This window comes from Borreliella americana (genome assembly GCF_021043605.1).
In the GTDB taxonomy this organism is placed as follows: domain Bacteria; phylum Spirochaetota; class Spirochaetia; order Borreliales; family Borreliaceae; genus Borreliella; species Borreliella americana.
The window spans coordinates 1-24,449 of sequence record NZ_JAJNFB010000012.1; the positions used below are offsets into that span (position 1 = coordinate 1).

Below are 24,449 nucleotides of genomic sequence, written 5' to 3' on the forward strand. Positions count from 1 at the left end.
TGGTTGCCAAATTTTCTATCAACTAGAAAAAATTTTAAGTATTTTTGATTTACATTTTTAATTTTATCTAATTTAGAACTAAAATGTTTCGCAAATTCTAAAGCCGAGAGTTCTGCATTTCTTATTGAACCCGCTAAAATTTGAGGATTTATATCATTAATTTTATTTAAATATCTTAAATCTTTATTACTGCCAATTGACAAGTGATGATTATAAAACTCAATAATATTTTTTTCTAGTGTTTTCATTTTTTCAATATCAATTGTATTAGCAATTAAAGAAACATAAATACATATTTAATAAAAAAGTTTCAATCTTAAATAAATTTAAATTATTTACTTTAATACGGTCATTAATTGAATCACTATTCAAATCGTACTGCAAATTCCAACTCAAAAATGCCAAAAGGATTTCTTTTTCGCCTATGCCTATAGCCTTAATATAATTGCCATTTTTAATGCCAATTTTTTTTATTCTGCAAGAAATTCTAATTGATAATGACAGGAAAAGTATTAAAAAAAATAAATCTTTTCTTTCAGACATATAACAATTCCTCCTAAAAAAAGAACAAATAATTGTTAAATTAGCTCGTTTATTCTAACATATTATGTAATGTTAATGAATCGGAAAATATCAATAGCCCCAATGGTAAACATCACAGACGAACATTTTAGATATTTAATAAGACTTTTATCAAAAAAAGTTACATTATACACCCCAATGATTTCTGCAAAGTCAATAATTATGGGCGATGTAAAAAAAATTGTAAAGCAAAACCCCCTAGAATCTCCAATTGCAATTCAAATAGCAACAAACTCAAAAAATGATGCTCTTAAGGCTATTCAAATTCTTGAAAAACACTTTAATTTTGACGAATACAATCTTAATGTTGGATGCCCATCTCTAAAAATCCAAAATGCAAATTGCGGAGCTTGTCTCATGAGCAATGCTAATCAAGTAGGTGAAATTTTAAAAACGATGAAAGAAAATACAAATAAGCCTATTTCAATTAAACATAGGTTGGGTATAAGGCCTTTATCTAGTGATTACAAAAATGAGAGTTATTCTGAGGTAAAAAGCTTTGTCAAAATAATCTCAGATTTTGGTATCAAAAACTTCATTGTACACGCAAGAATTGCAATATTAAAAGGATTTTCTCCTAAAAATAATAGGAATATTCCAAAATTAAGACATGAATTTGTATATAAGCTAAAAAAAGAGAATAAAAATTTGTTTATTGAGATAAATGGAGGAATCAATAACTCAGATCAAATTAAAAAACACTTATCTTTTGTTGATTCTGTCATGATTGGAAGAAGTGCGTTTGAAAATCCATACTTTATTGCAAAAGCCTCAAGAGAATTTTTAAACGAAACTGATGAAATTCTTACAAGAAAAGATATATTGATGCAAATGGTAGAATACATTAAAGAATACGAAAATTATTTGTCGATAAATATATTATTAAAGCATCTCATGGGAATAGTATTTTCCAAAGAAGGAACTAAGAAATTTAGACAAAACTTAACAGCACCATTTCCAAAAAACTTAAAAAAACATGAAATATTGCTAAAAGCTATAGAAACATTGCCAGAAAAAATACTAAATTCTAATTCTTAAAAGGAATATAATCAAAGCCTGTATACTTAACCAAACTTTTAGGAATTCTAATTCCTCCCTTTTGATCTTGAAAGTTTTCAAGTATGGAAATAATAACCCTTGTTGTGGCTATTGCCGTTCCATTTACCATGTGTGCAAATTTATTTTGTCCATCTTGATCTTTATATCTAATCTTAAGCCTTCTTGCTTGATAATCTGTACAATTTGAAGTTGAAGTAACCTCCCCATAACCACCTTCCCCATCTCTTCCAGGCATCCAAGCTTCAATATCATATTTTTTATAGGCTGGAGAACCAAGATCAAAAGAACAAATATTTAAAACCCTATAAGGAATTTCAAGTTCAGTAAAAATTTGCTCTTGAATGCTCAAAAATTCATCATGAATAACTTCGGATTCTTCTGCTTTGCAAAAACAAAACATCTCCACCTTGCTAAACTGATGAACTCTATACAGACCTTTTGAAAGCTGACCATATGCTCCAGCTTCTTTTCGAAAACAATGTGAAAACCCTGCCATTCTTATTGGCAAAGTGAGATCTATTATTTTATTATAATAAAAACCACCAAGCGTAATTTCAGAAGTGCCCACAAGATATTTATCTGTATCTTCAATCTTATAAATATTGCTTTCGTTGCCACGAGGATTAAAACCAATTCCATCAACTATAAACTCTCTTGCAACATCAGGAGTAATAAAAACATCAAAACCCTTTTCTCTTAATTTATTTAAAGAAAAATTAATCAGAGCAATTTCTAAAAAAACCGCTTCATTTTTAAGATAATAAAATTTACTCCCGCTAATCTCGCGTGCTCTGTCAAAATCTAGAAGATCTAAATCTCTGCCAAGCTCTAAATGATCTTTTGGCTTAAAATCAAACTTTGTAGCAACTCCAACTTTTTTTATTTCAAAATTATCTTCTTCGCTACTACCAATAGGCACATCAGGTGACAAAATATTGGGTACCTGCTTATTTTCAAGGTCAAAAGCAACAGATACTCTTTCAAGCTCTTCTTCTAGATCAATAAGCTGTTTTTTTAAAATCTTTCCGGCTTCTATTAAAGAGGTTTTTAAAACCTTATCAGGATTTTCTCGCATTTTAGAAGAATTTTCATTTCTTTTTGCATTAAGTTCGCCAATTTTGGTAATTATTTTTTTTCTTTTATCATCAAGATAAATTAACTTATCAATATCTAAAACAAGGCCTCTTGCTTTAATACTTCTCTTAACAAGATCAAGGTTATCTCTAACAAATTTCAGATCAAGCATCCTATCTCCTAAGATATGTTTTAAGTAAAATTTTTAAACAAAATTACAAATAATATTAATTCATATCAAGGTTATTATATAATATCTTATAACAGGATTAGAATAAATATTGCAGGGAGAAATCATCGCATGCTAAATCCAAGAAAAACAACAAAAATAACTTTTATGTTAATATCTACATTAATGATTTTTAACGGATGTACAAAAAAATTAAACAAGATCAATTTTAAAGATATTAGCTTAAATAACAACAAAATGAATTCTTTAATAATAACTTCAAGAAGCTCAAAAGAAGAATCACAATTTTATGAATACAATATTAGAATACCCAAATTAATAATTGAGGGAGAAGAAAAAGGAAATCTTGAAGAATTGAATAATGAGATTAATGAATATGTGAGTCAAATTGTAGCAAGGCTTGACATTGTTAGTAAAGAGCTTAAACCTGAGAATAAAAAATTCAGCTTAAAAATAGACTATGAAATTTACCATGGGCACAATATTTATACAATAATACTTATTGCAACTCAAGAAATCAATGACAGCCCTATTACAAATTACAGAAGCTATTACATTCAAGATAAAGGAAATTATATTCACAATATTGACGACATAATTAAAACAGATGAAGCATTCCCATTTTTTATAAAAAAAATTAAAGAAAAAATTTTACCTAACGAATTATTATTTGATTTACAACAAGCAGTAATTTACTTTGAAAACAAAAAAATTATTATCAAATTCCCTGAATACACATTTAAACTAGACGACGACACAGAGGAGTTATCAAACATATTTGAATTTAATGAGAGTGAAATAGCACAATTTGTAAAATAAGGATTAAAGATATAAATGAAAAAGAAAAAAATCTTCAAACTAATTTCAAAAACTTATTTAGAAGAATATGATGCAGAGGGATATTATTTTAAACATGACAGCGGTCTTGAAGTATTTCACTTAAAAAGTGATTCTTTTAAAGAAAATGCATTTTGCATAGCTTTCAAGACAATACCTTCAAACAATACTGGGATTGCACATGTTTTAGAGCACACAATTTTTTGCGGCTCTAACAAATATAAAATAAAAGATCCATTTCTTTATCTATTAAAAGGAAGTCTAAACACATTTTTAAATGCAATGACATTCCCAGACAAAACCATCTACCCAGCAGCATCAACAATTGAAAAAGACTATTTTAATTTATTTAATATCTATGCCGATTCTATATTTAATCCATTGCTTAAAAAAGAATCATTTATGCAAGAAGGATACAATATAAATCCAAAAGATTTTAAAGTATCTGGAATTGTCTTTAATGAAATGAAGGGTAGCTATTCAAATAAAAATTCTCTAATAAACGAAATAGCAAGTAGCTCTCTTTTTGAGGAGGGAGTATATAAATACGATTCAGGCGGAATTCCAACAAATATTATTGATCTCACCTATGAAAGTTTTTTAGATTTTTATAAAAAATATTATATACTTGAAAACTGTAAAATATTTTTATGCGGAAACACTCAAACTGAAAAAAATCTAAATTTCATTGAAAAATACATAATAAGGCCTTATAAAAAAGAAAAAAGCAACGTTAATGTTGACATAGAAAACGTTAAAAGATGGGAAAAGGGGAAAAAATTAACATACAAAATTCCTAAAGAAAACGATAATTCTCTCGGGGTATACACAATAAATTGGCTTTGCACAGAAATTAGCAATATTGAAGACAGCATTGGTCTTGAAATTCTCTCAGAAATACTCTTAGACGATTCTTGTTCATTCACAATCAATATCTTAAAAAGTGGGATAGGCGAAGACATAGCCCATATTAGCGGAATAAATACAGATTTAAAAGAATCTATTTTCTCATTTGGACTCCAAAATGTTGTCGAAAACAAAGAAAAAGAATTTAAAAATTTGGTTTTCAGCGAGCTTAAAAATTTAGTAAAAAATAAAATTCCAAAAGAATTAATAAAAGGAATTCTTTTTGGCTACGAATTTGCCTTAAAAGAAGAAAAAGGGCAAAATTTCCCTATCGCTTTAATGATAAAAAGTTTCAAAGGTTGGTTAAATGGCCTGCATCCAATCAAAACATTACAAACAAGCTACTATATAAATGAAATTACAAACAAATTGAAAAAAGGAATTTATTACTTTGAAAATTTAATTGAAAAATATCTAATATTTAATAATCATTATACATTAATAAGCTTTATCCCATCACACGATACAGAAAAGGAAATGGAAGAAGAAATTGAAAAAAAATTAATGGCAAAAGAAATTGAAATTAAACAAAATCCGGAAGAATTTTTACAATTTAAAAAAGACTATAATCAGTTTAAAAAATACCAAAATAAAAAAGACTCTAAAGCAGATATAGCAAAACTTCCCTTACTAAAAATAGAAGATTTGCCAAAACAAATAGAAAAAAGTTTGAATCTTGATGAAATAAAAGAGCTAAATCTACATTCTTTTAAATTTAAGAGTAACAATATTTTTAATGTAAATTTATTTTTTAAACTAAATTTTTTAGAAAAAGAAGATTATATATACCTATCTTTATTCAAAAGAGCTCTTCAAGATTTATCTACAAAAAATTATTCTTACATAGACATTAACAATAAAATCCAAAATACTTTGGGACAAATAAATATGTCTGAAAGTTACGACGAAGATATTGATGGAAATATTTTAAATTCATTTAATATTAGCTTTAAGTCTTTTAACAATAAAGTTAAAGAATCGTTTGAGCTGATAAAAGAAATTTTAATTAATATCAACTTTCATGATTATGAGAGATTAAAAGAAATAACACTAAGCTTGAAAAATGATTTTAAATCCTTATTAATCCCCAAGGGACATCTTTTAGCAATGTTAAGAGCCAAATCAAAACTAAAATTAAATGAGTATTTAAAAGAATTGCAAAATGGAATAACGGGTAGAGAATTTTGGCAAAAAGCAAAAACCGATACGGAATCTTTAAAAGAAATCGCAAATAAATTAGACAATTTAAAAAATAAGATAATTTTAAAAAACAATTTATCTGTACTAATAATGGGGAATACTGATGATATTCTTAAAAATTTAGAAAGTGAATTTTTAAATCTAAAAGAAGCCCTAAAAGAGGGTAATCATTACGATAGGTTGCTCAATCTTGATACAAATAACAAGGCATTAAGAGAAATAATAATTATCCAATCAAAAGTAGCTTTTAATGCTGTATGTTTCCCCAGCTACAAAATCAACGATGAGAATTATCCAAAAGCAAATTTTCTAGAGCATATATTAAGAAGTGGAATTTTTTGGGAAAAAATAAGGGTAATAGGAGGTGCATACGGAGCAAGTGCATCAATCGCTAATGGAATCTTCTCTTTTACGTCCTACAGAGATCCCAACTTCACTAAAACATACCAGGCTTTCGAAAACTCTTTAGAAGAACTAGCTAATAATAAAATGACAGATGAAGAGATTTATACATATTTGATAGGCTTAATAGGAACTAACATTTATGTAAAAACTAAAGCTACAGAAGCTTTGCAAAGCTATAGAAGAAAAATTCTAAATATTAGTGATAGCTTAAGACAAGATATTCGAAATGCCTACTTTACAATTACACCGCAAGATATTAAAGAAATATCAACAAATATTTTAACACAAATAAGACACCATAATAGCATTGCATCCTTAGTAAATAACCAAAAATACGAAGAAGAAAAAAACAATCTAGAAAAATTAATAGGAAAAGAATATAGCGTAAAAAAAATTTATTAATATTTTCTCAAAATTTCATAAAAAAGCCAATTTTCAGGACTTTTTATATCTTTTATTAAATTTATCAATTCTTCCTGCTGCATCAACAAACTTTTGTTGGCCAGTATAAAAAGGATGAGACTTGCTTGTAATCTCCACAGTAATCAATGGATATTCCTTTCCATCAATATATTTAATAGTTTCCTTTGAATTCAAAGTAGACCTGGTTAAAAACATTGCTCCATTTGACCCGTCTTTAAATACCACTAAATTATTTTTAGGATGTATATCTTTTCTCATAAAACCTTCCTCTTAATCTTCAATAAAGTTTAATTTACATTAGAAATAATGTCAATTTATTTAATTGCCGTTGCTCATTGTCTTTAAGAAAATCTCATTGTTTTTGCTTTTTTTCATCTTTTCTATCAGAACCTCAACTCCCTCATAATCATCAACGCCCCCAAGTATTCTTCTAATAAGCAAAATCTTAGAACGTTCCTCTTCACTAAGAAGTAATTCTTCTTTTCTGGTACCTGACTTTTTAATATTAATAGCGGGGAAAAGTCTTCTGTCTGCTAAACTCCTATCAAGAATTAATTCCATATTACCGGTACTTTTAAATTCTTCAAAAATAACTTCATCCATTTTGCTGCCAGTATCAACCAAAGCAGTAGCTATAATGGTCAAACTTCCCCCTTCTTCTATATTTCTAGCAGATCCAAAAAATCTCTTTGGCTTATGAAGAGCATTAGAATCTACTCCACCCGATAAAATTTTACCAGAAGTTGGCATCGTTTGATTATATGCCCTTGCAAGCCTTGTAATAGAATCAAGCAAAATAACAACATCTTTTTTGTTTTCAACAAGCCTTTTTGCCTTTTCAATAACCATCTCTGCTACCTGAACATGTCTACTGGCCTGCTCATCAAAATTAGATGCAATTACTTCACCTTTAACGCTACGAATCATATCTGTAACTTCTTCTGGTCTCTCATCAATAAGCAATATCATTAAAATAACATCTGAATAATTAGTAGTTATTGCATTAGCTATTTTCTGAAGCAAGGTAGTCTTTCCCGCTTTTGGAGGAGAAACTATTAAAGCCCTTTGCCCCTTACCTATAGGTGAAAAAAGATTAATAAGCCTTGTAGAAATATTGCAATTTTCATATTCAAGATTCAATTTCATATTAGGATAAAGAGGAGTTAAATTATCAAAAGGTATTCTGTTTTGAGCAAACGTAGGATCTTGATCGTTAATAGATTTAATTTTAACCATTGCAAAAAATCTCTCACCATCTCTAGGAGATCTAATTTGGCCATATAAAATATCGCCCGTCCTTAAATTAAAAAGTCTAATCTGAGAAGGAGAAACGTAAACATCATTGCCTCCAGAAAGATAAGAATTTGATGCGGTTCTCAAAAACCCATAACCATCACTAAGCACATCAAGCACACCTGTAAATAAAACATTAATATCATTCTCACTTAATATTTTTACCAATAAAAATATTAATTCTGTTTTTTTCATTGTTACAGCAATAGTATGATTGGTTCCAAGGCCCTCAACAATTTTTCTAACCTCTGTAATTGGCTTATCATAAAGTTTTTCAATTTCTACATAATCTTTACCATTAAAAAACTTGATGATATTACTTTGCTCTAAAGTTTTAATATTATTTTCTAAACCTGAAGAAGGAATATCATAATCAAACTCAGGAAATACTACACCGTTTGAATCCTTTACGCTACTTGAATCTGCAGATTTTTTCACGCTAGATGCAGAATCCTTTTTAGCAACAACTTTAACTACTTTTTTTTTCAAATTATCTTCAATCTTAAACTCTTTAGAAATATCCAACCGCCTTATTTCACTTTCTAAATCAAATCCACCATTTTTTTTATCCATATTTTCCTCTACGAATTAAATTTTTAAGAAAGGATTTTATAAAAATCTACTTATTATTAACTAATAAAAAACACTGACCCTATTGCAAAGTATCTTTTATTTGTGAAACAGTGAAAGAAAATAAATCTACAATTTCATTAGACTTTATCATTTCACACTTGCCATCAAAAATTATATTATCATTAATAAATATCTTTTTTGTTTTTACATCTCCATATATTTTACAACCGCTGTTTAAATAAACTTTACTAGCAGCGTTTACATTACCCTTCAAAATTCCTTCTACTATTAATGTATCACAAATTACCACATTGGTAATAACCTTACTATTCTTACCAATAAAAAGCACCCCTCCTTTTGAAGATATTTCACCCTCAAAAGAAGAATCAAGATACAAAGTTCCTTCAAATTTTAATTTTCCTCTAAAAGTTAAACTAGAGTCCAGCTTACAATCCCATTTATAAGAATCTACAATATTAACCGGCATTTAACCTTTAATACCCCACACTCTCTCTTTCAAATCTCTGCCTGGACGAAAATACGCAACATGATGGTCTAGGACCTTAACATATTCCCCTGTTTGAGGATTACGAGCATTTAAGCGTCCCTTTCTTTTTCTAACTTCAAATGTACCAAAAGATCTAAACTCAATAACATTATTCGAACAAAGATTACTTTTAAGCTCTTCGAAAAAAGCATCTATTACAAGTCTTATGTATTTTTTTTCTAATTTAAGATTATTATTTCTAATATTCAAAGATATTTGATCAACAATGTCTGACTTAGTAACCTTTGGTCTTCTTGAAAAAGACATAAACCAATTTCCCTACTTTAATAGCAAAACATTTAAACGAGATTTTTTTCTAGCAGCCTTGTTTTTATGAATTATTCGCTTTCTAGCAGCAGTGTCTAGTTTTTTTGCAACAAATTTAAAAAATTCAATAGCTTCGTCTTTCTTGCCCGCTTTTATCATATTGATACAGCGTTTTTCTATTGTTTTTAATTCACTTTTGACACTTACATTTCTAATCTTTCTTTTTAAATTTTGACGAGAGCGCTTCAATGCAGATGCATTTTTTCTCAAGTTATACTCCTTAATAATATTATTAAACAATAGCTTTAATATATCAACTAATTTTAATATAGTCAATCAAAGCTTTAAGTTAATTCAGTGCAATATTAGCACAATAGTTTTTATTAATATATTCAAAAATCTTTTGCATGGAATAAGAAATTTTTTTATTCAAAATATATACTTTTTTTGTCTGATGATTTCCTTTATATAAAAAGCATAAATAATTTTTATTGTCAAATTCAAATTCTCTAGAAATAAAAACTTTTTCAAAAAATTTATAAAAATAAATTTCACTTTTAAAAATCTTTCTTTCACAGATTGAATCTTTCCTAAACTCGTAAAACAACACTATGTTGCTAATAACTGAAAAATCCCCCAACAAAACTTTAATATCAATAAAACAAATAAATAAAAAAATAAATATATTACTTAATGAAATGTAATAAACAAATAAACCAATCATAATGCGAGCTAAAAACATACAAAGATACGTACAGGACAAATAATATCTTATTGGGAAATTTTCCAATTTTGGAACAAATAGATCTTTTCTCTTAATTTTAAGCTCTTTGAATAATTCACTTGAACCATTACCTATCCAAAAACAAACCTTAATCTTTTTTTTATTCTTTAATTGCAAAATCAAAACATTGTCTGATAATCTTTTTTCAAACGAAATAATATCATCAAAATCAAAATTATAACCTAAAAAAATGCCCTTATAATAAATCTTAGATCCCTTAAACGAGATAGAACAAAAATATCTTAAATAAATAAAAATTACAAAAAAATTTACTAAAAGAAGTGCTATAACAAAGTAAAAAAAAATTGTGTCATAAAAAAACATATAAAGCAAACAAATTGCAATATTAAAAACAAACAAACTAATTAATTTTACATTATCAAAAAATAAATCACGCATATAATATAAAAACAAATCTATACATTAAATTTAAAAAAGATTACATCTCCATCTCTTACAAGATATTCTTTACCCTCAATCCTAACAAGTCCTTTCTCTTTTAGTTTTTGAACGCTTTGAAATTTAAATAAATCATCACAAGAATAAACTTCTGCTTTAATAAAACCCCTCTCAAAATCACTGTGAATTATTCCTGCAGCTTCGGGTGCTCTCATGCCCTGTTTAAATGTCCAGGCTCTAACTTCTTGCAAACCTGCTGTAAAATAGGTTCTAAGACCCAAAGTATAATAGGCTTTTTTAATTAAATTACCAAGACTGCTATCATTTATTCCAAATAATTCTAACATTTCATTTTTATAAGATATATCTTTTACTTGGGCAAGTTCAGCTTCAATTTTGGCACATAAGATTAAAAAATCATTTCCTTCCTTCAGGGCAATATTTTTTACAATATCTGTATATTTATTACCACTAAGTGAATTTTCATCAACATTGCAAACATACAAAACTTTTTTAAAAGTCAAAAGATTTAACGATCTAATAAAACTGTATTCAAAATCATTAAATTTAAACTCAACAGCAGGATTCATATTGCTTAAATGGTCTTCAAGTCTTTTTAGCATTAATACAATTGCCTTAGAAGATTCACTAGTTTTTTTATCGGCACTTCTAGCATTTTTCTCTTGTTTCTGAAGACTTTTTTTAACAGTTTCAAGATCAGATAGGCAAAGCTCAATATTAATTGTGGTTATATCTCTTTCAGGATTAATATCATCATTAATATGAATAACCTCTTTCTCTTCAAAACATCTTACAACATGAACAATAAGAGAAACTTCGCGAATATTAGCCAAAAATTTATTGCCAAGCCCTTCGCCTGTTGATGCTCCCTTGACAAGGCCCGCAATATCTACAAATTCCATAACAGCAGGAATAATTTTGCGTGGAACAATGCACTCTGCGATTTTTAAAAGTCTTTCATCAGGAATTTCTACTATTCCTATATTTGGCTCAATAGTACAAAAAGGATAATTCGCGGTCTCAACATCAGATGATGTCAAAGATGAAAATAAAGTAGATTTACCCACATTGGGAAGCCCCACAATCCCTGCATTAAGTCTCATAACCTAAACCTCTAATAAAATTAAAAAGAAATCTAATTAATAAAATATGCGAACTCTCCTCTTCCTGTCTGTTGATTTATATTTACCTCAACAGATAAATTAAAATATTTATTAGGTTCTTGAGGGCCTGGATAATAATATTCCAGCAAATAAGTACCTGTTTTTTGTTCTAAAATCAAATCATAAACTTTAGATACTCCTTCATAAGATGAAAAAGGAATTATAGCACCACCTGTTTCATTAACTAAATACTGCAGCTTACTATTAACAGGATCGTTGCCAAATAGTATTAAATAAAACCGTATGTCATTATTTTTATAATAGCTTACTATTGTATCTAAAGAGTACTTTTCAAAAGCTTTACGATTCAAAATACCACCACTAAAATAAACTACTGCTCTTCTTGAGCTTTTTGACATAAGCCCAGAACCTGCCAACTTCAAACTAACGTCTGTTTTTACAGCATCTGTACTATAGGGTCCAAGAGAACTTGTATTTCTAATGCTATTTGTCAAGCTATCAATATTATCTATAATAGGCACACTTGTTGCATTTATAAAACTAAAGTTTTTATTTTTTGACAACTCCATTAGGGCATTTAACCCTACAATTTGATCTGTATCATATTTTTTCATATAAGAAGATTTATCAAAAACAACTGCTATATTAATGTCTTTTGAAGCATTTACATTATATGCCACCTTGGGATTGACAATGTAATAATTTTCATTTGAAATTGAAAAATTTTCACTTTTAAGTCCAACAACTGGTAATCCGCTTTTACTACTAACATTAAGCTCAACGTAAATTTTAGGCCCCCCAAGCCTAACTATTCTTCTAACATCAACATTTAAACTGTCATAAAGACTTGAGTCGCTCTTGTAAATTGAAACCTTGGCATTATTAAAATCTGAGACAATAATCTGATTATTAGCATCCAAAATAGATGAAGAAATTTTAGAATTCATTTTATCTGCTTTTAAAATTTTTGTAATTGTCTTTTTAGCAATACTATACTTATAAACACCATCCTTTGAGGATACTATAACATTGTTGCCGACAAAATCACTACTAAGCCCCTCTATTCCCTCAATAGAAGTAAAAACTGAATATAAATGATTACCACTAGTATCAAAAACTTCAATGGCATTTCTCAGAGAATCTGCAACATAAATGTTTTCATTCAAATAAGTAACACCCGTAGGACCTAAAAGGCCCTTATAGCCTGAAGCCCTAGAACCAAAATGCAAAATAAAATCACCCCCAAGTCCAAATTTACTTACTCTTTTATTTCCCCATTCGCTTACATAAATGTAATTTCTCTTATCAATGGCCATATACTGAGGAGCAAGTAGTTCGCCATCATTGGTGCCCTTTTTCCCAATAGATTTCCTTTTAACTCCAAGAACTTTGTCATAAACACCAATTTCATCACTTGAATAAAGAGTAACATAAAGTAAATTATTAGCTTCAATAACATCATAAGGTGATTTTAAATAACTAAAACCATCTTTAACTAAAGTATTAACATTATTGTTAACATCAAAATACAATATTTCATTACCTACAAAGTTAACAGCATAATATCCACCATACTTATCAGCCCTCAAAGATGTAATCTGATATCCATGTGACCTTTTATAAATAGAATTATCAAGAGAAGCGACTTTTACAAGTTTTTTAAAATTAAGTTCATAATTTGAAAAAATACCTCTCCTTTGCTCAATAGTAGAAATCAAATGCCTAAGATAGGGAACCTTATAACCCTGATCTTTTAAATTTCTCCACTCCATTAAAGCTTCTTCGACATAACCCAGTCTATAATAAACATTGCCAGTCCAAAAATGATAATCAAGATTATTAGGATCAAAGCTTAAAATTTTTTTAAAAGATAAAAGAGCATCATCATAAATTCCATTATTATAAGAATTAAGAGCCCATTTAAATTCTTCTTGAGCATCTTTGTTAGTAACTATTCCTTGGGCATGCAAACTAAAAATATTTAAAAAAAACAAACCAATAAAAGCAAAAATTAACATAATCCCCTTTACTCTTTAAATACCTATTATAAGCTATAAATTTTTCAAAAAATAGTACAAAAAAATAAATACTATCATATAAAATTATTAATGATAATGTTAAATATATTACACCATTATGCTACTAATATATAGTAAAAAAGTAAAAAAGGGTAAAAATGAAAACTAGATGCTTTTGCTTAGCTGCATTTTCAGGAATTCTTACAACACTTGCAATTCCAAATGAAATTAAAGAAACCGGATATTCAATCCTGGGATTTGTTGCCTATGTGCCACTTTTTATAGCCTTAAACAAACTAGAAGATAAAAAAACATTAGTAGGGCTGACAGTATTTTACTTTATAATAGCCAACAGCCTGCAAAATTTTTGGCTTGGATTTTTTCATGCATTTGGATGGATTACGCTCATTGGGGTGGTAATAGGGTACATTCCATATTCATTAACTTTGGGCTATTTCCTTTATTACTCTTTAAAAAGCTTTAAAAATAAAACGATGAGCATAGCAATGCTTTTTACATTTTATGATTACTCAAGATCAATTGGATTTTTAGCATATCCCTGGGGGCTTGCAGCTTTCACCGTAAATAATTTCAATAATTTACTTCAAGTAGCAGACATTTTTGGTGTATTTTTTGTATCATTTGCCATCTACTTTTTAAACTCGGGAATTGCATACTTTCTAATCCAAAAAAACAAAACAAATTTGCTAAACATAATATTACCAACATTACTAATAACAACATCTTTTGCTTATGGAATGCTTAAAAAAACGGAGCTAAAAAACTTATTAACAACAGAAATAGACAGTCTAAACATTGCAGCTATTCAGCTCAACACTGATCCATGGTTACCAGGAAATGACAAAAAAGGAATAAGGGACTCTATTGAAATTACAGAACAAGCCTTAAAAAAAAATCCAAAAATAGAATTTGTAATCTGGAGCGAAGGGGTACTAACCTACCCTTTTAACAAAGAAGATCATTACTTTAAAAGTTCTGATTTGCACAACGAACTTAAAAATTTTATAAAAGAACGAAAAATCCCATTTGCCATTGGGGCTCCTTCAAATGTAAACAAAACTATAAGAATTCAACAAAATTCTATTTATATGATAGAGCCAGACCTTAACATTGCAAACATATACTCTAAAATATTCTTAGTCCCTTTTGCAGAAAAAATTCCATTTTATGAATATGAATTTGTAAGAAACTTTTTTTTAGAAAATTTTAGAATTTTAGGACAAATTGAAGGAAAAAAAATTGAAATATTAAAATTGAAAAAGTTTAAATTTGCTCCCTTAATATGTTATGACGATGCATTTCCAGAACTTTCAAGGTTTTATAAAACCCAAGGTGCTAATACATTGTTAAATTTTTCAAACGACTCCTGGTCAAAAACAAATTCAGCAGAGTGGCAACACTTTGTTGTGGCCAAATTTAGAAGCATTGAAAATGGAATCAAAACTATTAGAGCTACAAATTCGGGAATTACTGCGGTCATCAATGAATACGGAGAAAGCATTAAAAAATTAGAAACTTTTAAAAAAGGATATTTATTATCAACCGTAAAACTGTCCCCAACATTTACAACCATTTATGAAAAAATTGGAGACTTGTTTATACATATCTTAGTAATGATGTTTTTAATCACAACACTAAGATTTCAATTTATGGAAGATAAAAACCAATTATTATCATCCCTTGTAGTAAAAATTAAGGTCTGACGTTCTTTCCAAAATGGAAAATTTTTAGTAACATCATTTTTTTTGGCATTCACATTAACAGCAAAAGAAGTGTCGTTGGATTTTGAAATTTTCAAAGATTTTAAATCGTAATAATCATCAACTGATAAATACTCTAATTCATCAGCATCGGCCTTAGATGAAGCCTTTGATAAAGTTGATATAAAAGCATCTTTTGATTCAAATTGACCCATAACATTAATTTTATCCGCAATAACAGAATCAAACAAATCAAAGTTTCTAGAAATTAAAGCTCTTGCAAACTTTCCAAATTGAAACTTAATAATTTTATCTTGATTTTTGCTTCTCTCTCTTTGAGCAATATATTCTATTTTAGGAGCATTTGTAAAATCATTGATTTCTATTTTTTCGTGCACTATTCCAGGTATCTCCTCAAGCTTAACATCCTCAAGCATAACAACAACCTTGGAATTGTCATCCTTAATCCTAGCATCAAGCTCTTTAACTGCAAGCTTGATATCAACTCCCTTTTTCAAATCTGGATAAATCTTTAAAGCTTTTGCTTGAAAAAGTTTTCCCTTTTTAATTTTACCAACGTTTATATATCTTTGGCCAACCTCATAATAAAAAATAGCAAGCTCTTTTTGCTTATCAATATAAGAAGAACCGCCGCCTTGAGCAAACAAATTCAAAAAAACAAAAGAACATAAAATATACAGAAGAAATAATCTTCTCATAAGAACCTCCATTAACACTCAGCCTTAAAATAAAACAAAAGAATGTCAATCTACTATAAATAATTATAATACAAGTTTATCTCTAATTAAAGAAATCACTTTATTCTTATCTTCTTCACTAAAAATATTTATATTATCGTAAGAAAATTTTATTTTTGACGACAAGCTATATTCATCATACCACTTTAAATATTTTCTATTAAGACCCTCAAGATAATCCCTGGGAATATTCATTTCAAAGCTTCTATTTCTATTTTTAATTCTGCGCTCAACCTCATCAATACTACAATCAAGATAAACAAGCAAACTTGGTCGCTGAGAATGCTCAAGCATATTATCAAGAAGATCAATATATATTTTATACTCCTCATCAGAAATATGCCCATCACAATTTAAAAGAGACGCAAACACGCAATCGCCATAAATAGATCTGTCTAGTATGCCCCCTTTTGTTCTAAATATGCCTTTTATTAATTTAAACCTCTCGTTAAGAAAATTAATTTGAACTGGAAATGCCCATCTGGATTTATCCTTATAAAATTTGTCTAATACAGCCAAAGTAAAATCATTGTTAAGTTCACTGTAAAAAGGAACTTCTAGCTCTTTTGATAAAATATTTCCAAGAGTAGTCTTTCCTACTCCAATTAAACCTTCTATTACAATCACCAAGTCTACCTCCAAAATAACTTAAATAAATTCAAATATAAGCTAAAAAAAGAATTGCTAAAGAATAAAACTTCATTAATCAAAAAATCCAATGTAAAAATTCTAATATAAAATAAAAAATCCTTAAACAAATTTTAGAAAAGAAATTCAGAATTAAAAAATTAAAATTCTTAAATTATTGACATTAATCTTAATTAAAAATAAGATAATAAATATAATTTTAATAAAGCTTTTATTAAAAAAATTAATTATTTTTAATAAAAAAAAGCTAAAGTATAAAAAATCTTGACTATCTTGCAAAAAACAAAATAAAATTTAATTAAAAAATTAAATATATTCGGATTCAAAAATCAAAAATTAAAACTTCTTAAGAAAGAATAAAATTGTTATAAAGATAAGGAGATGTAATTATGAATTATACAAAATTCCAAGAATTTATATCGGAATTTTTGGGAACATTCATCCTATTGGCACTAGGAACAGGATCTGTTGCAATGACAGTATTATTTTCCTCAAGTCCTGAAATACCAGGAGAAATAATAAAAGGGGGATATACAAATATAGTATTTGGATGGGGACTGGGTGTAACGTTTGGTATTTATACGGCAGCAAGAATAAGTGGAGCACATCTAAACCCGGCTGTTAGCATAGGATTGGCAAGTGTTGGAAAATTTCCCGTTTCAAAACTTTTACATTACATTGTGGCGCAAATATTAGGAGCTTTTACAGGTGCATTAATGACACTTGTCGTATTTTATCCTAAATGGATAGAAATGGATCCTGGACTTGAAAATACTCAAGGAATAATGGCAACTTTCCCCGCTATTCCTGGATTTTTGCCTGGATTTATTGATCAAATTTTTGGAACCTTTTTGTTAATGTTTTTAATTTCTGTTGTTGGAGATTTTACAAAACAACATAGCGACAATCCATTTATTCCATTTATTGTGGGAGCAGTGGTTTTATCAATAGGAATAAGTTTTGGGGGAATGAACGGTTATGCTATTAATCCTGCAAGGGACCTGGGACCAAGAATTTTACTCTTATTTGCTGGATTTAAAAATCATGGATTTAACAACCTAAGTATATTTATTGTACCAATAATTGGCCCAATAATTGGAGCAATTTTGGGAGCTACAATTTACGAATTTACACTAAAAAATAACAAAGACTAAAAGAAAAGATATTTATCTTATTAAAGAAAAGAGGAAAAATTATGAAATACATTTTATCTATTGATCAAGGTACTACTAGCTCGAGAGCAATGGTATTTGATAAAAATGCAAACATAAAAGGGTTTGCTCAAAAAGAATTTACTCAAATTTATCCACAACCAAGTTGGGTGGAACATGATCCTACAGAAATATGGGGCTCACAGCTTGGAGTTATAACAGAAGCTATGGCAAATGCAAGAATCTTGCCAAATGAAGTTGATGCTATTGGAATAACCAATCAAAGAGAAACTACGGTCATATGGGAAAAAAATACAGGAAAACCCATTTATAATGCAATAGTATGGCAAGACAGAAGAACTGCAAAAATTTGTGACCAATTAAAAAAAGAAGGAAAAGACAAAATTATTTTGGAAAAAACAGGCTTGGTGTTAGATTCTTATTTTAGTGGAACAAAAATAATGTGGATTTTGGATAATGTAGAAGGCGCCAGACAAAAAGCTGAAAATGGCGAATTGTGCTTTGGAACAATAGATACATGGATATTGTGGAATCTGACTCAAAAAAAAGAACATGCAACCGATTACTCTAATGCTTCAAGAACATTATTACTAAATATTAAAACATTAAAGTGGGATGATGAGCTTTTAAGCATATTAAATATCCCAAAAGCAATTTTGCCTGAACTTAAAGAAAGTTCTGCAATATATGGCAAAACAGACAAAGCACTATTTGGAGCAGCAATTCCTATTGCAGGGATTGCTGGAGATCAATTTGCAGCAACATTTGGACAAGCCTGCCTTAAAAAAGGTATGGCAAAAAATACTTATGGAACTGGTTGCTTTTTAACAGTCAATATAGGAAAAGAACCAATCATTAGCCATGACAAGCTTTTAACCTCAATTGCATGGGGAAGAAAAAAATCTGTAACTTATGTTCTTGAAGGAAGTGTTTTTATTGGCGGGGCTGTAATCCAATGGCTAAGAGACGGTCTTGAATTTTTCAGAAAAAGCTCAGATGCAGAAGCATTGGCAAGCTCTGTCTTAGATAATGGTGGAGTTTATTTTGTGCCAGCATTTGTTGGGCTTGGTGCACCTCACTGGGATTCTTATGCAAGAGGAACAATCATTGGAATAACAAGAGGCTCAACAAAAGCTCACATTACAAGAGCCGCTCTTGAGAGCATCGCATTTCAAAGTTTTGATATACTAAATATCATGAAAAAATCCGTTCCCAACTTTGAAATTCAAGAATTAAGAGTAGACGGAGGAGCAAGTCAAAACAATCTATTAATGCAATTTCAAGCTGACCTTTTGGAATGCAAAGTTGTAAGACCAAAAATAACAGAAACAACCGCTCTTGGCGCTGCTTATCTTGCGGGGCTTGCAACAGGTTATTGGCAAAGCGCCGAAGAAATAGTAAGTCTTTGGCAAGTAGATAAGATATTTGAACCTTCAATGCCAAAAAATCAAAAAGAAATGCTTCTTGGGAATTGGAACAAAGCAATTGAAAAAGCAAAATCATGGATACAGAATTCTAATAATCTATAAAAGTTCAAAACAGAGCTTTAAGATTATAACAAAAATACACTGGGAACAAAATTATGCATAATTTATTTAATTTTTTAAAAGCAAAACAATATCATTGGAGCAATACAAAAAATGATTAATAATATATTTAATCTAAAGGAAAATCACAAAAAATTGAAAAATTCACCAGTGCAATTGATCTATAGCGCTATTCAATAAAATTAAAACAAATGGTCTTTTCGAATTTATTAAATCTAGTATTTAACTAAAAAGAAAAGAAATTAACCAAAATGGAGGAATATTTAAATTTCATGAATAATAACAAAGAAACAAAATTAAAAGATCTTGAAAATCAAGAATTTGATCTTATAATAATTGGAGGAGGCGCAACAGGCCTTGGAATTGCGGTAGATGCAATTACAAGGGGATATAAAGCAATACTTATAGAAAAATTTGATTACGCAAAAGGAACTTCCTCTAGATCAAGCAAATTAATTCACGGTGGAGTAAGATATTTAGCCCAATGGAATATTTCTTTAGTTAAAGAAGCTTTGCACGAAAAAGCCATTCTTGAAAAAAATGCACCTCATTTAATTAATGAATGTGCGCTTATCACCCCTATTTATAATTCCTTAGAAATACCTTATTATTATTTTGGATTAAGTTATTACCACAACCTTATGGGTAAAGAAAAAACTACCAAATACAAAACTAAATTATTATCCAAAGCATCTACCATTGAAAAAGCTCCCAATATTAAAACAGAAGGCCTTAAATGCTCTGTTCTATATTACGACAATTCATTCGATGATGCTAGAATGGTAATAACATTGTTAAGAACTTTTACCGAAAAAGGAGGCATTGCCCTTAACTACACAGAACTTAAAAAATTTAACAAAGAAAACGGAAAGCTTTCGGGAGTTCTCATACAAAATAAATTGTCAAAAGAACAAATTTCATTAAAAAGCAAATGCATAATAAACGCAACGGGAATATTTTCAGATGAAATAAGAAGGTTAGATGATGAAAAAGCCTTAAACATAATCAAACCTTCCCAAGGTAGCCATTTAATAGTCAAAAAAGACAAATTTCCCCAAAATAATGCAATATTAATACCTAAAACCAGTGATAATAGGATTTTATTCGCTATTCCTTGGTATGGCAGTGTTGTTTGCGGAAGCACCGACATTCCAATAAAAGAAATAGAAGAAGAACCTAAAAGATTTGACGAAGAGATTGACTTTATAATAAATAATTTAAATAACTATTTAAATATAAAAATAGAAAAGTCAGACGTGAAAAGTGTATATACCGGAATAAGACCATTAATAATGGATCCAAAAGCTAAAGGAAACACTTCAAAAATCTCAAGAAATGAAAAAATATTTATATCGGATTCAAATCTTATTACAATAGCGGGGGGTAAATATACTACATATAGAAAAATGGCAGAAAAAACCTTACTTAAGGCCATAGAACAAAATTTAATACCAGATTGTGCACCAGTTACAGAAGATTTAAAGTTGCACGGTTATCTTAAAAAAGAAGAGGCAATGAAAATTCCTGAACCTTTTAGAGCTTATGGCAGCGACTTTGAAATTCTAAAAAATATGGAAGGTTTTGACAAAAAAATACACGATAACTTGGATTTAAATGAAGCTCAAATAGATTTTTCAATTAAATTTGAACAAGCTAAAACTATTGAGGATGTTTTAGCAAGAAGAACAAGATCACTACCTTTAAATCCCCAAGCTACAATTGAGGCTGCTCCAAAAATTGCTGAAATAATGATGAAAAAATTAAATAAATCTGAAGAGTGGAAAAATGATCAAATAAAAACCTTTTTAGAAATAAGTAAAAAATATTTAATTTAAAATTAATTTAATTTTTAATATTAAAGAAAGGGATTGTTTAACAATCCCTTTCTTTAATATTAAAAATTAAAACATTAAAAAGCCTTTAAACCCAACTCACATTAGCAAATTCACAAGCAAGCCCTGAATCTCTTCAATACTATCTAAAAGTTTAATTTGAGTCATTTGATTTTGTAAAACAGAATAGGCAAGTTTGTCCAACTTATCATTAATAATCTTAATAATTCTATACTTGGGACGCTTGGGGTCTCCAAAACTTCCCCCTTTTTGCTCTTTCAAACAAACAGAAGATGATATGATAATGGATATAAACTCTGAAATAACTTTTTTATAAAAAATCACATTTTGTCTGGAAGGCTCGCTCAAAAGTCTCTCGCCAGTCTCATTTATTCCATCTAACATACTTTTAATTAAATCAAGATTAAATTCTCCATTTTCAAGCAAAATAAAATGCTTATCCTCTTTAACGCTTTCAGTCTGAAACACCGAAGAAAATGGATTATTCTTATCAAAAGATACCTTTTTGCCACTTTTTTTATAATTTTTTGAATTGAGATTTAATGCCCCAGCAATCAAATTATTTACTTTCATCTATTTTGTTCACAATACTTGAAAAATATTTATCATCTTTACCTTCTAAAAGTTGAAAAGATTTTTTATCTTCTTGATGCGCTTTATTGATTTCAATTAAAAGATCTTCATTGACCTTGTAAGAACCAGTATAAAAAAATGTATTTCTTTCAGGAGCTCTAAGATATTCAGCACCAATATCCATATACCCATCAATAATAGCGCCCTCTTCAACTTCAATTGACTTACAAGAAATATTTCCAATAACACATCCTGATGCAAATATTTTAATCTTGCTTTTAGCATAAATATTGCCCACAACCATTCCAGAAATAACAAGTTCATTAGCATCAATACTAGATTTAACCCTACCACTCTCTCCAATAATTACTCTTTTAGTAGAGCTAATAGTGCCTATAAAATCACCATCAAGACGAATAAAATTGTTTGAAACCAAGTCTCCTTTAAAAAAATCACCAACACCCACTATTGTTTTTATTTCATCAAAAATAAACAAAGAAGGGGCTTTTCTTTCTTTTTTTAAAGTCAAAAAATTTAACATCTATTTTGAAGCCCCTGTTGCTAAATTCAAATACATATCGGGATTAATAACTTGAGAACCTACACGAACCTCATAATGAACATGTGGCCCTGTTGCATAACCTGTCTGCCCCATAAATCCAATTATCTGCCCCTTTTTAACATAAGACCCTTTAGAAGTATTAAGACGCGACATATGCGCATAAAGGGTTGCAAGTCCGTATTTATGCTTAATTTGAACAAAATTGCCATAGCCTGCTGACTGATAACTTGCCCTAACAACCTCCCCATCAGCAGTTGCAACAATAGGAGTTCCAATTCTAACTCCCCCAAGATCTATGCCCTTGTGAATATACCATTGCCTAGTAAAAGGTTCAATGGCAGGCCCAAAATGTAAGGTAATAATTCCAGATCCACCCGCAAGAGGCCAAAGAGACGGAATATCATTTAAAAGCTTATCTTGAGCGTGCAAGACCTTAACTATGCTTTTAAGAGGAGGAATTGAACTTTCAATTTTGCTTTTAATATTTTTAAGATCGCTAAGCTCTTTTATTGAATTAGCTTCTAAAATTTGCAAATCAATAAAATCAGAAAGATCTCCATCTAGTTTATTTTTATTTAAATCAACACCATTGGAATTGATTTTTAAAGAAGTTTTAAGCTCATCTAAAACTTTAGAAAAATTTTTTGCAACAGAATTAATTTCTACAACTGTATTTCTAAAATCTTCAATCTCAGATTCTGCTAAAGAGTAATTTTTTTCTGTAGACTTAACAATGGATGAGAGAGTAACATAATTAACAGCAAGCAAAACAAACCCTATAAAACCACCTAAAAAAAAAATAGAAAAGAAAAATAGAGTCAAAAAAGAAATTTTAATATTTTTTACATTCCCTTTAACATGAGGAATAACAATAAAACTAATATTTTGCTTAAAAAAAGAATGTATAACTTTAAGGGCCATAAACAAAGAATTATAAATAGCTAAAAAAAACTTTAAAATTCCTTTAAAACCCAAAATAATCTTAAATTTAATTCTTTTCTTCATAACAAACCTTACCAAAAATTACCATGCTCAAACAAAAAATTAAAAATTTATTTTAATACCTTAGACAAAAATCCAAATTTTTCAATAAAACCCTGGTACACAAATACGTAACAAATGCACAAAATTAAAGAGAATAATACTTAAAACCAATATAATTGTACAATTAAACTCATAAATACTTTATTATTATATAGATGAAAACACTATTTTTTTCAACAACAAATGAAAATAAAATAAATGAAGTAAAAAATATATTAGATATCCCCAATTTAAACTTAATAGTCCCTCAAAACTTTAACATAAAAGAAACAGGAAAAACATTTAAAGAAAACTCTTTGCTTAAAGCAAAAGCACTGTTTGAAATTTTAAATAAAAATCAAAATGTTTTCGGAGAAGATTCTGGGTTATGCATTGAGGCACTAAACTTGGAACCTGGAATTTACTCTAAAAGATATGACACTTATAAGGTGTGTAAAAAATTAAGCACTAATGAAAAAAATCAACTAATTTTAGACTTAATGAAAAAGGAAAAAAACAGAAAAGCATATTTTATATGTAACATAAGCTATATATCAACAAATGGACAAATATTAAATTTTGAAGGAATTATTAAAGGACAAATTGCCTTAAGTTTAAATGGCGATAAAAACTATGGATTTGGATATGATTCAATATTTTTAACTAGAAATAATAAAAAGTTTAGCGACCTCACTCTTGAAGAAAAAAACAAAATATCCCATAGAGGAATAGCATTTTTAAAATTTAAAAAATTTTTATTAGAATCTTTATTCAACAGTTAAACTTAAAGGCTTTTTAATGTATAAAGTTTAGACTTTATTGTAAAATAAAAAGCACAATGTTTATAAAATTTTAACTTATTATTTCTTTTCAAACAATAAAAAAGGAAT

At 28.7% G+C, this 24,449-nt stretch carries 24 protein-coding genes; 8 read left to right on the forward strand and 16 right to left on the reverse strand.

Going from position 1 to position 24,449, the window contains the following annotated elements:
* Nucleotides 1-248, reverse strand: a 248-nt coding sequence (locus LRB30_RS04050; protein WP_231019715.1) for an SIMPL domain-containing protein, incomplete at its 3' end; no start/stop codon positions are given.
* A 19-nt stretch (nucleotides 249-267) separates the two neighbouring features.
* Nucleotides 268-543, reverse strand: coding sequence for an SIMPL domain-containing protein (locus tag LRB30_RS04055; RefSeq protein ID WP_231019728.1), 276 nt, complete (start codon nucleotides 541-543; stop codon nucleotides 268-270).
* Between the two features lie 69 nt (nucleotides 544-612).
* Here LRB30_RS04055 and dusA point away from each other — a divergent pair, with 69 nt between their 5' ends.
* Nucleotides 613-1,620 (forward strand): tRNA dihydrouridine(20/20a) synthase DusA, encoded by a 1,008-nt coding sequence (dusA, locus tag LRB30_RS04060; RefSeq protein WP_231013644.1) that lies wholly within the window; start codon nucleotides 613-615, stop codon nucleotides 1,618-1,620.
* Here the strand turns inward: dusA and serS are convergent.
* Entirely contained in the window at nucleotides 1,610-2,887 is a 1,278-nt protein-coding gene (gene serS / locus LRB30_RS04065; RefSeq protein WP_231013643.1) for a serine--tRNA ligase, read from the reverse strand. The two genes, dusA and serS, sit on opposite strands and share 11 nt — an antisense overlap.
* 129 nt (nucleotides 2,888-3,016) lie before the next feature.
* Here serS and LRB30_RS04070 point away from each other — a divergent pair, with 129 nt between their 5' ends.
* Complete coding sequence (locus LRB30_RS04070) at nucleotides 3,017-3,724, forward strand: hypothetical protein (protein WP_231013641.1); 708 nt, start codon at nucleotides 3,017-3,019, stop codon at nucleotides 3,722-3,724.
* Between the two features lie 15 nt (nucleotides 3,725-3,739).
* Nucleotides 3,740-6,655: an insulinase family protein gene (locus LRB30_RS04075; RefSeq protein ID WP_231019729.1), complete on the forward strand. Its 2,916-nt coding sequence runs from the start codon at nucleotides 3,740-3,742 to the stop codon at nucleotides 6,653-6,655.
* Nucleotides 6,656-6,688: 33 nt separating this feature from the next.
* Here LRB30_RS04075 and LRB30_RS04080 read toward each other — a convergent pair whose 3' ends face one another.
* The 8 genes from LRB30_RS04080 to LRB30_RS04115 form a co-directional block, all read right to left on the reverse strand.
* Nucleotides 6,689-6,934 carry a type B 50S ribosomal protein L31 gene (locus tag LRB30_RS04080; protein WP_151551523.1) on the reverse strand — a complete coding sequence of 82 codons (246 nt, stop codon included), beginning with the start codon at nucleotides 6,932-6,934 and terminating at the stop codon, nucleotides 6,689-6,691.
* A gap of 60 nt (nucleotides 6,935-6,994) precedes the next feature.
* Complete coding sequence (gene rho / locus LRB30_RS04085; protein WP_231019731.1) at nucleotides 6,995-8,542, reverse strand: transcription termination factor Rho; 1,548 nt, start codon at nucleotides 8,540-8,542, stop codon at nucleotides 6,995-6,997.
* Nucleotides 8,543-8,621: 79 nt separating this feature from the next.
* On the reverse strand, nucleotides 8,622-9,029 hold the full coding sequence (locus LRB30_RS04090; RefSeq protein ID WP_002656070.1) for a bactofilin family protein: 408 nt from the start codon (nucleotides 9,027-9,029) through the stop codon (nucleotides 8,622-8,624).
* The gene (locus LRB30_RS04095) at nucleotides 9,030-9,356 is read right to left on the reverse strand and encodes an HU family DNA-binding protein (RefSeq protein ID WP_231013636.1); all 327 of its coding nucleotides are present in this window, start codon (nucleotides 9,354-9,356) and stop codon (nucleotides 9,030-9,032) included.
* 12 nt (nucleotides 9,357-9,368) lie between these two features.
* Nucleotides 9,369-9,626: a 30S ribosomal protein S20 gene (gene rpsT, locus LRB30_RS04100; RefSeq protein WP_002556832.1), complete on the reverse strand. Its 258-nt coding sequence runs from the start codon at nucleotides 9,624-9,626 to the stop codon at nucleotides 9,369-9,371.
* A 79-nt stretch (nucleotides 9,627-9,705) separates the two neighbouring features.
* Nucleotides 9,706-10,539 (reverse strand): hypothetical protein, encoded by an 834-nt coding sequence (locus LRB30_RS04105; RefSeq protein WP_231013635.1) that lies wholly within the window; start codon nucleotides 10,537-10,539, stop codon nucleotides 9,706-9,708.
* A 17-nt stretch (nucleotides 10,540-10,556) separates the two neighbouring features.
* Nucleotides 10,557-11,663, reverse strand: a complete 1,107-nt coding sequence (gene ychF, locus LRB30_RS04110; protein WP_231013634.1) for a redox-regulated ATPase YchF — start codon at nucleotides 11,661-11,663, stop codon at nucleotides 10,557-10,559.
* Nucleotides 11,664-11,695: 32 nt separating this feature from the next.
* The gene (locus tag LRB30_RS04115) at nucleotides 11,696-13,702 is read right to left on the reverse strand and encodes a hypothetical protein (RefSeq protein WP_231013633.1); all 2,007 of its coding nucleotides are present in this window, start codon (nucleotides 13,700-13,702) and stop codon (nucleotides 11,696-11,698) included.
* Nucleotides 13,703-13,860: 158 nt separating this feature from the next.
* On the opposite strand from LRB30_RS04115, the gene lnt reads away from it, so the two are divergent.
* Nucleotides 13,861-15,426: an apolipoprotein N-acyltransferase gene (gene lnt / locus LRB30_RS04120; RefSeq protein ID WP_231013632.1), complete on the forward strand. Its 1,566-nt coding sequence runs from the start codon at nucleotides 13,861-13,863 to the stop codon at nucleotides 15,424-15,426.
* Here the strand turns inward: lnt and LRB30_RS04125 are convergent.
* Together LRB30_RS04125 and LRB30_RS04130 are read right to left on the reverse strand one after the other, a co-directional pair.
* Nucleotides 15,366-16,142, reverse strand: a complete 777-nt coding sequence (locus tag LRB30_RS04125) for a hypothetical protein (RefSeq protein WP_231019733.1) — start codon at nucleotides 16,140-16,142, stop codon at nucleotides 15,366-15,368. The genes lnt and LRB30_RS04125 overlap by 61 nt on opposite strands.
* 63 nt (nucleotides 16,143-16,205) lie before the next feature.
* Nucleotides 16,206-16,808, reverse strand: coding sequence for a deoxynucleoside kinase (locus LRB30_RS04130; RefSeq protein WP_231013630.1), 603 nt, complete (start codon nucleotides 16,806-16,808; stop codon nucleotides 16,206-16,208).
* 410 nt (nucleotides 16,809-17,218) lie between these two features.
* On the opposite strand from LRB30_RS04130, the gene LRB30_RS04135 reads away from it, so the two are divergent.
* The 3 genes from LRB30_RS04135 to LRB30_RS04145 all read left to right on the forward strand — a co-directional run bounded on the left by LRB30_RS04135 (nucleotide 17,219) and on the right by LRB30_RS04145 (nucleotide 21,383).
* The gene (locus LRB30_RS04135; protein WP_231013629.1) at nucleotides 17,219-17,983 is read left to right on the forward strand and encodes an MIP/aquaporin family protein; all 765 of its coding nucleotides are present in this window, start codon (nucleotides 17,219-17,221) and stop codon (nucleotides 17,981-17,983) included.
* Nucleotides 17,984-18,024: 41 nt separating this feature from the next.
* Nucleotides 18,025-19,530: a glycerol kinase GlpK gene (gene glpK, locus LRB30_RS04140; RefSeq protein ID WP_231019736.1), complete on the forward strand. Its 1,506-nt coding sequence runs from the start codon at nucleotides 18,025-18,027 to the stop codon at nucleotides 19,528-19,530.
* Between the two features lie 269 nt (nucleotides 19,531-19,799).
* Nucleotides 19,800-21,383 carry a glycerol-3-phosphate dehydrogenase/oxidase gene (locus LRB30_RS04145; RefSeq protein WP_231019737.1) on the forward strand — a complete coding sequence of 528 codons (1,584 nt, stop codon included), beginning with the start codon at nucleotides 19,800-19,802 and terminating at the stop codon, nucleotides 21,381-21,383.
* A 96-nt stretch (nucleotides 21,384-21,479) separates the two neighbouring features.
* On the opposite strand, the gene LRB30_RS04150 is transcribed toward LRB30_RS04145, so the two are convergent.
* From LRB30_RS04150 to LRB30_RS04160, 3 genes are read right to left on the reverse strand one after another with little or no spacing between them, the layout of a single operon-like run.
* Nucleotides 21,480-21,974 carry a YaaR family protein gene (locus LRB30_RS04150; protein ID WP_231013626.1) on the reverse strand — a complete coding sequence of 165 codons (495 nt, stop codon included), beginning with the start codon at nucleotides 21,972-21,974 and terminating at the stop codon, nucleotides 21,480-21,482.
* Nucleotides 21,961-22,515: a bactofilin family protein gene (locus LRB30_RS04155; protein ID WP_231013625.1), complete on the reverse strand. Its 555-nt coding sequence runs from the start codon at nucleotides 22,513-22,515 to the stop codon at nucleotides 21,961-21,963. Before LRB30_RS04155 ends, LRB30_RS04150 begins: the two co-directional genes overlap by 14 nt.
* Nucleotides 22,516-23,541: a M23 family metallopeptidase gene (locus tag LRB30_RS04160; RefSeq protein WP_231013624.1), complete on the reverse strand. Its 1,026-nt coding sequence runs from the start codon at nucleotides 23,539-23,541 to the stop codon at nucleotides 22,516-22,518.
* Between the two features lie 194 nt (nucleotides 23,542-23,735).
* Between LRB30_RS04160 and rdgB the strand changes: the two genes are divergently transcribed.
* Entirely contained in the window at nucleotides 23,736-24,341 is a 606-nt protein-coding gene (gene rdgB / locus LRB30_RS04165; protein ID WP_231019740.1) for an RdgB/HAM1 family non-canonical purine NTP pyrophosphatase, read from the forward strand.
* The last annotated feature ends 108 nt before the right edge of the window (nucleotides 24,342-24,449 follow it).

Coding starts and splice junctions, on each gene's coding strand:
- ychF (WP_231013634.1), bottom strand. CDS start 11,663: ATGAGACTTAATGCAGGGATTGTGGGGCTTCCCAATGTGGGTAAATCT.
- LRB30_RS04145 (WP_231019737.1), top strand. CDS start 19,800: ATGGAGGAATATTTAAATTTCATGAATAATAACAAAGAAACAAAATTA.
- LRB30_RS04125 (WP_231019733.1), bottom strand. CDS start 16,142: ATGAGAAGATTATTTCTTCTGTATATTTTATGTTCTTTTGTTTTTTTG.
- LRB30_RS04075 (WP_231019729.1), top strand. CDS start 3,740: ATGAAAAAGAAAAAAATCTTCAAACTAATTTCAAAAACTTATTTAGAA.
- LRB30_RS04080 (WP_151551523.1), bottom strand. CDS start 6,934: ATGAGAAAAGATATACATCCTAAAAATAATTTAGTGGTATTTAAAGAC.
- glpK (WP_231019736.1), top strand. CDS start 18,025: ATGAAATACATTTTATCTATTGATCAAGGTACTACTAGCTCGAGAGCA.
- rho (WP_231019731.1), bottom strand. CDS start 8,542: ATGGATAAAAAAAATGGTGGATTTGATTTAGAAAGTGAAATAAGGCGG.
- LRB30_RS04095 (WP_231013636.1), bottom strand. CDS start 9,356: ATGTCTTTTTCAAGAAGACCAAAGGTTACTAAGTCAGACATTGTTGAT.
- LRB30_RS04160 (WP_231013624.1), bottom strand. CDS start 23,541: ATGAAGAAAAGAATTAAATTTAAGATTATTTTGGGTTTTAAAGGAATT.
- lnt (WP_231013632.1), top strand. CDS start 13,861: ATGAAAACTAGATGCTTTTGCTTAGCTGCATTTTCAGGAATTCTTACA.
- rdgB (WP_231019740.1), top strand. CDS start 23,736: ATGAAAACACTATTTTTTTCAACAACAAATGAAAATAAAATAAATGAA.
- LRB30_RS04135 (WP_231013629.1), top strand. CDS start 17,219: ATGAATTATACAAAATTCCAAGAATTTATATCGGAATTTTTGGGAACA.
- LRB30_RS04105 (WP_231013635.1), bottom strand. CDS start 10,539: ATGCGTGATTTATTTTTTGATAATGTAAAATTAATTAGTTTGTTTGTT.
- LRB30_RS04070 (WP_231013641.1), top strand. CDS start 3,017: ATGCTAAATCCAAGAAAAACAACAAAAATAACTTTTATGTTAATATCT.
- LRB30_RS04155 (WP_231013625.1), bottom strand. CDS start 22,515: ATGTTAAATTTTTTGACTTTAAAAAAAGAAAGAAAAGCCCCTTCTTTG.
- LRB30_RS04115 (WP_231013633.1), bottom strand. CDS start 13,702: ATGTTAATTTTTGCTTTTATTGGTTTGTTTTTTTTAAATATTTTTAGT.
- LRB30_RS04055 (WP_231019728.1), bottom strand. CDS start 543: ATGTCTGAAAGAAAAGATTTATTTTTTTTAATACTTTTCCTGTCATTA.
- serS (WP_231013643.1), bottom strand. CDS start 2,887: ATGCTTGATCTGAAATTTGTTAGAGATAACCTTGATCTTGTTAAGAGA.
- LRB30_RS04090 (WP_002656070.1), bottom strand. CDS start 9,029: ATGCCGGTTAATATTGTAGATTCTTATAAATGGGATTGTAAGCTGGAC.
- dusA (WP_231013644.1), top strand. CDS start 613: ATGTTAATGAATCGGAAAATATCAATAGCCCCAATGGTAAACATCACA.
- LRB30_RS04150 (WP_231013626.1), bottom strand. CDS start 21,974: ATGAAAGTAAATAATTTGATTGCTGGGGCATTAAATCTCAATTCAAAA.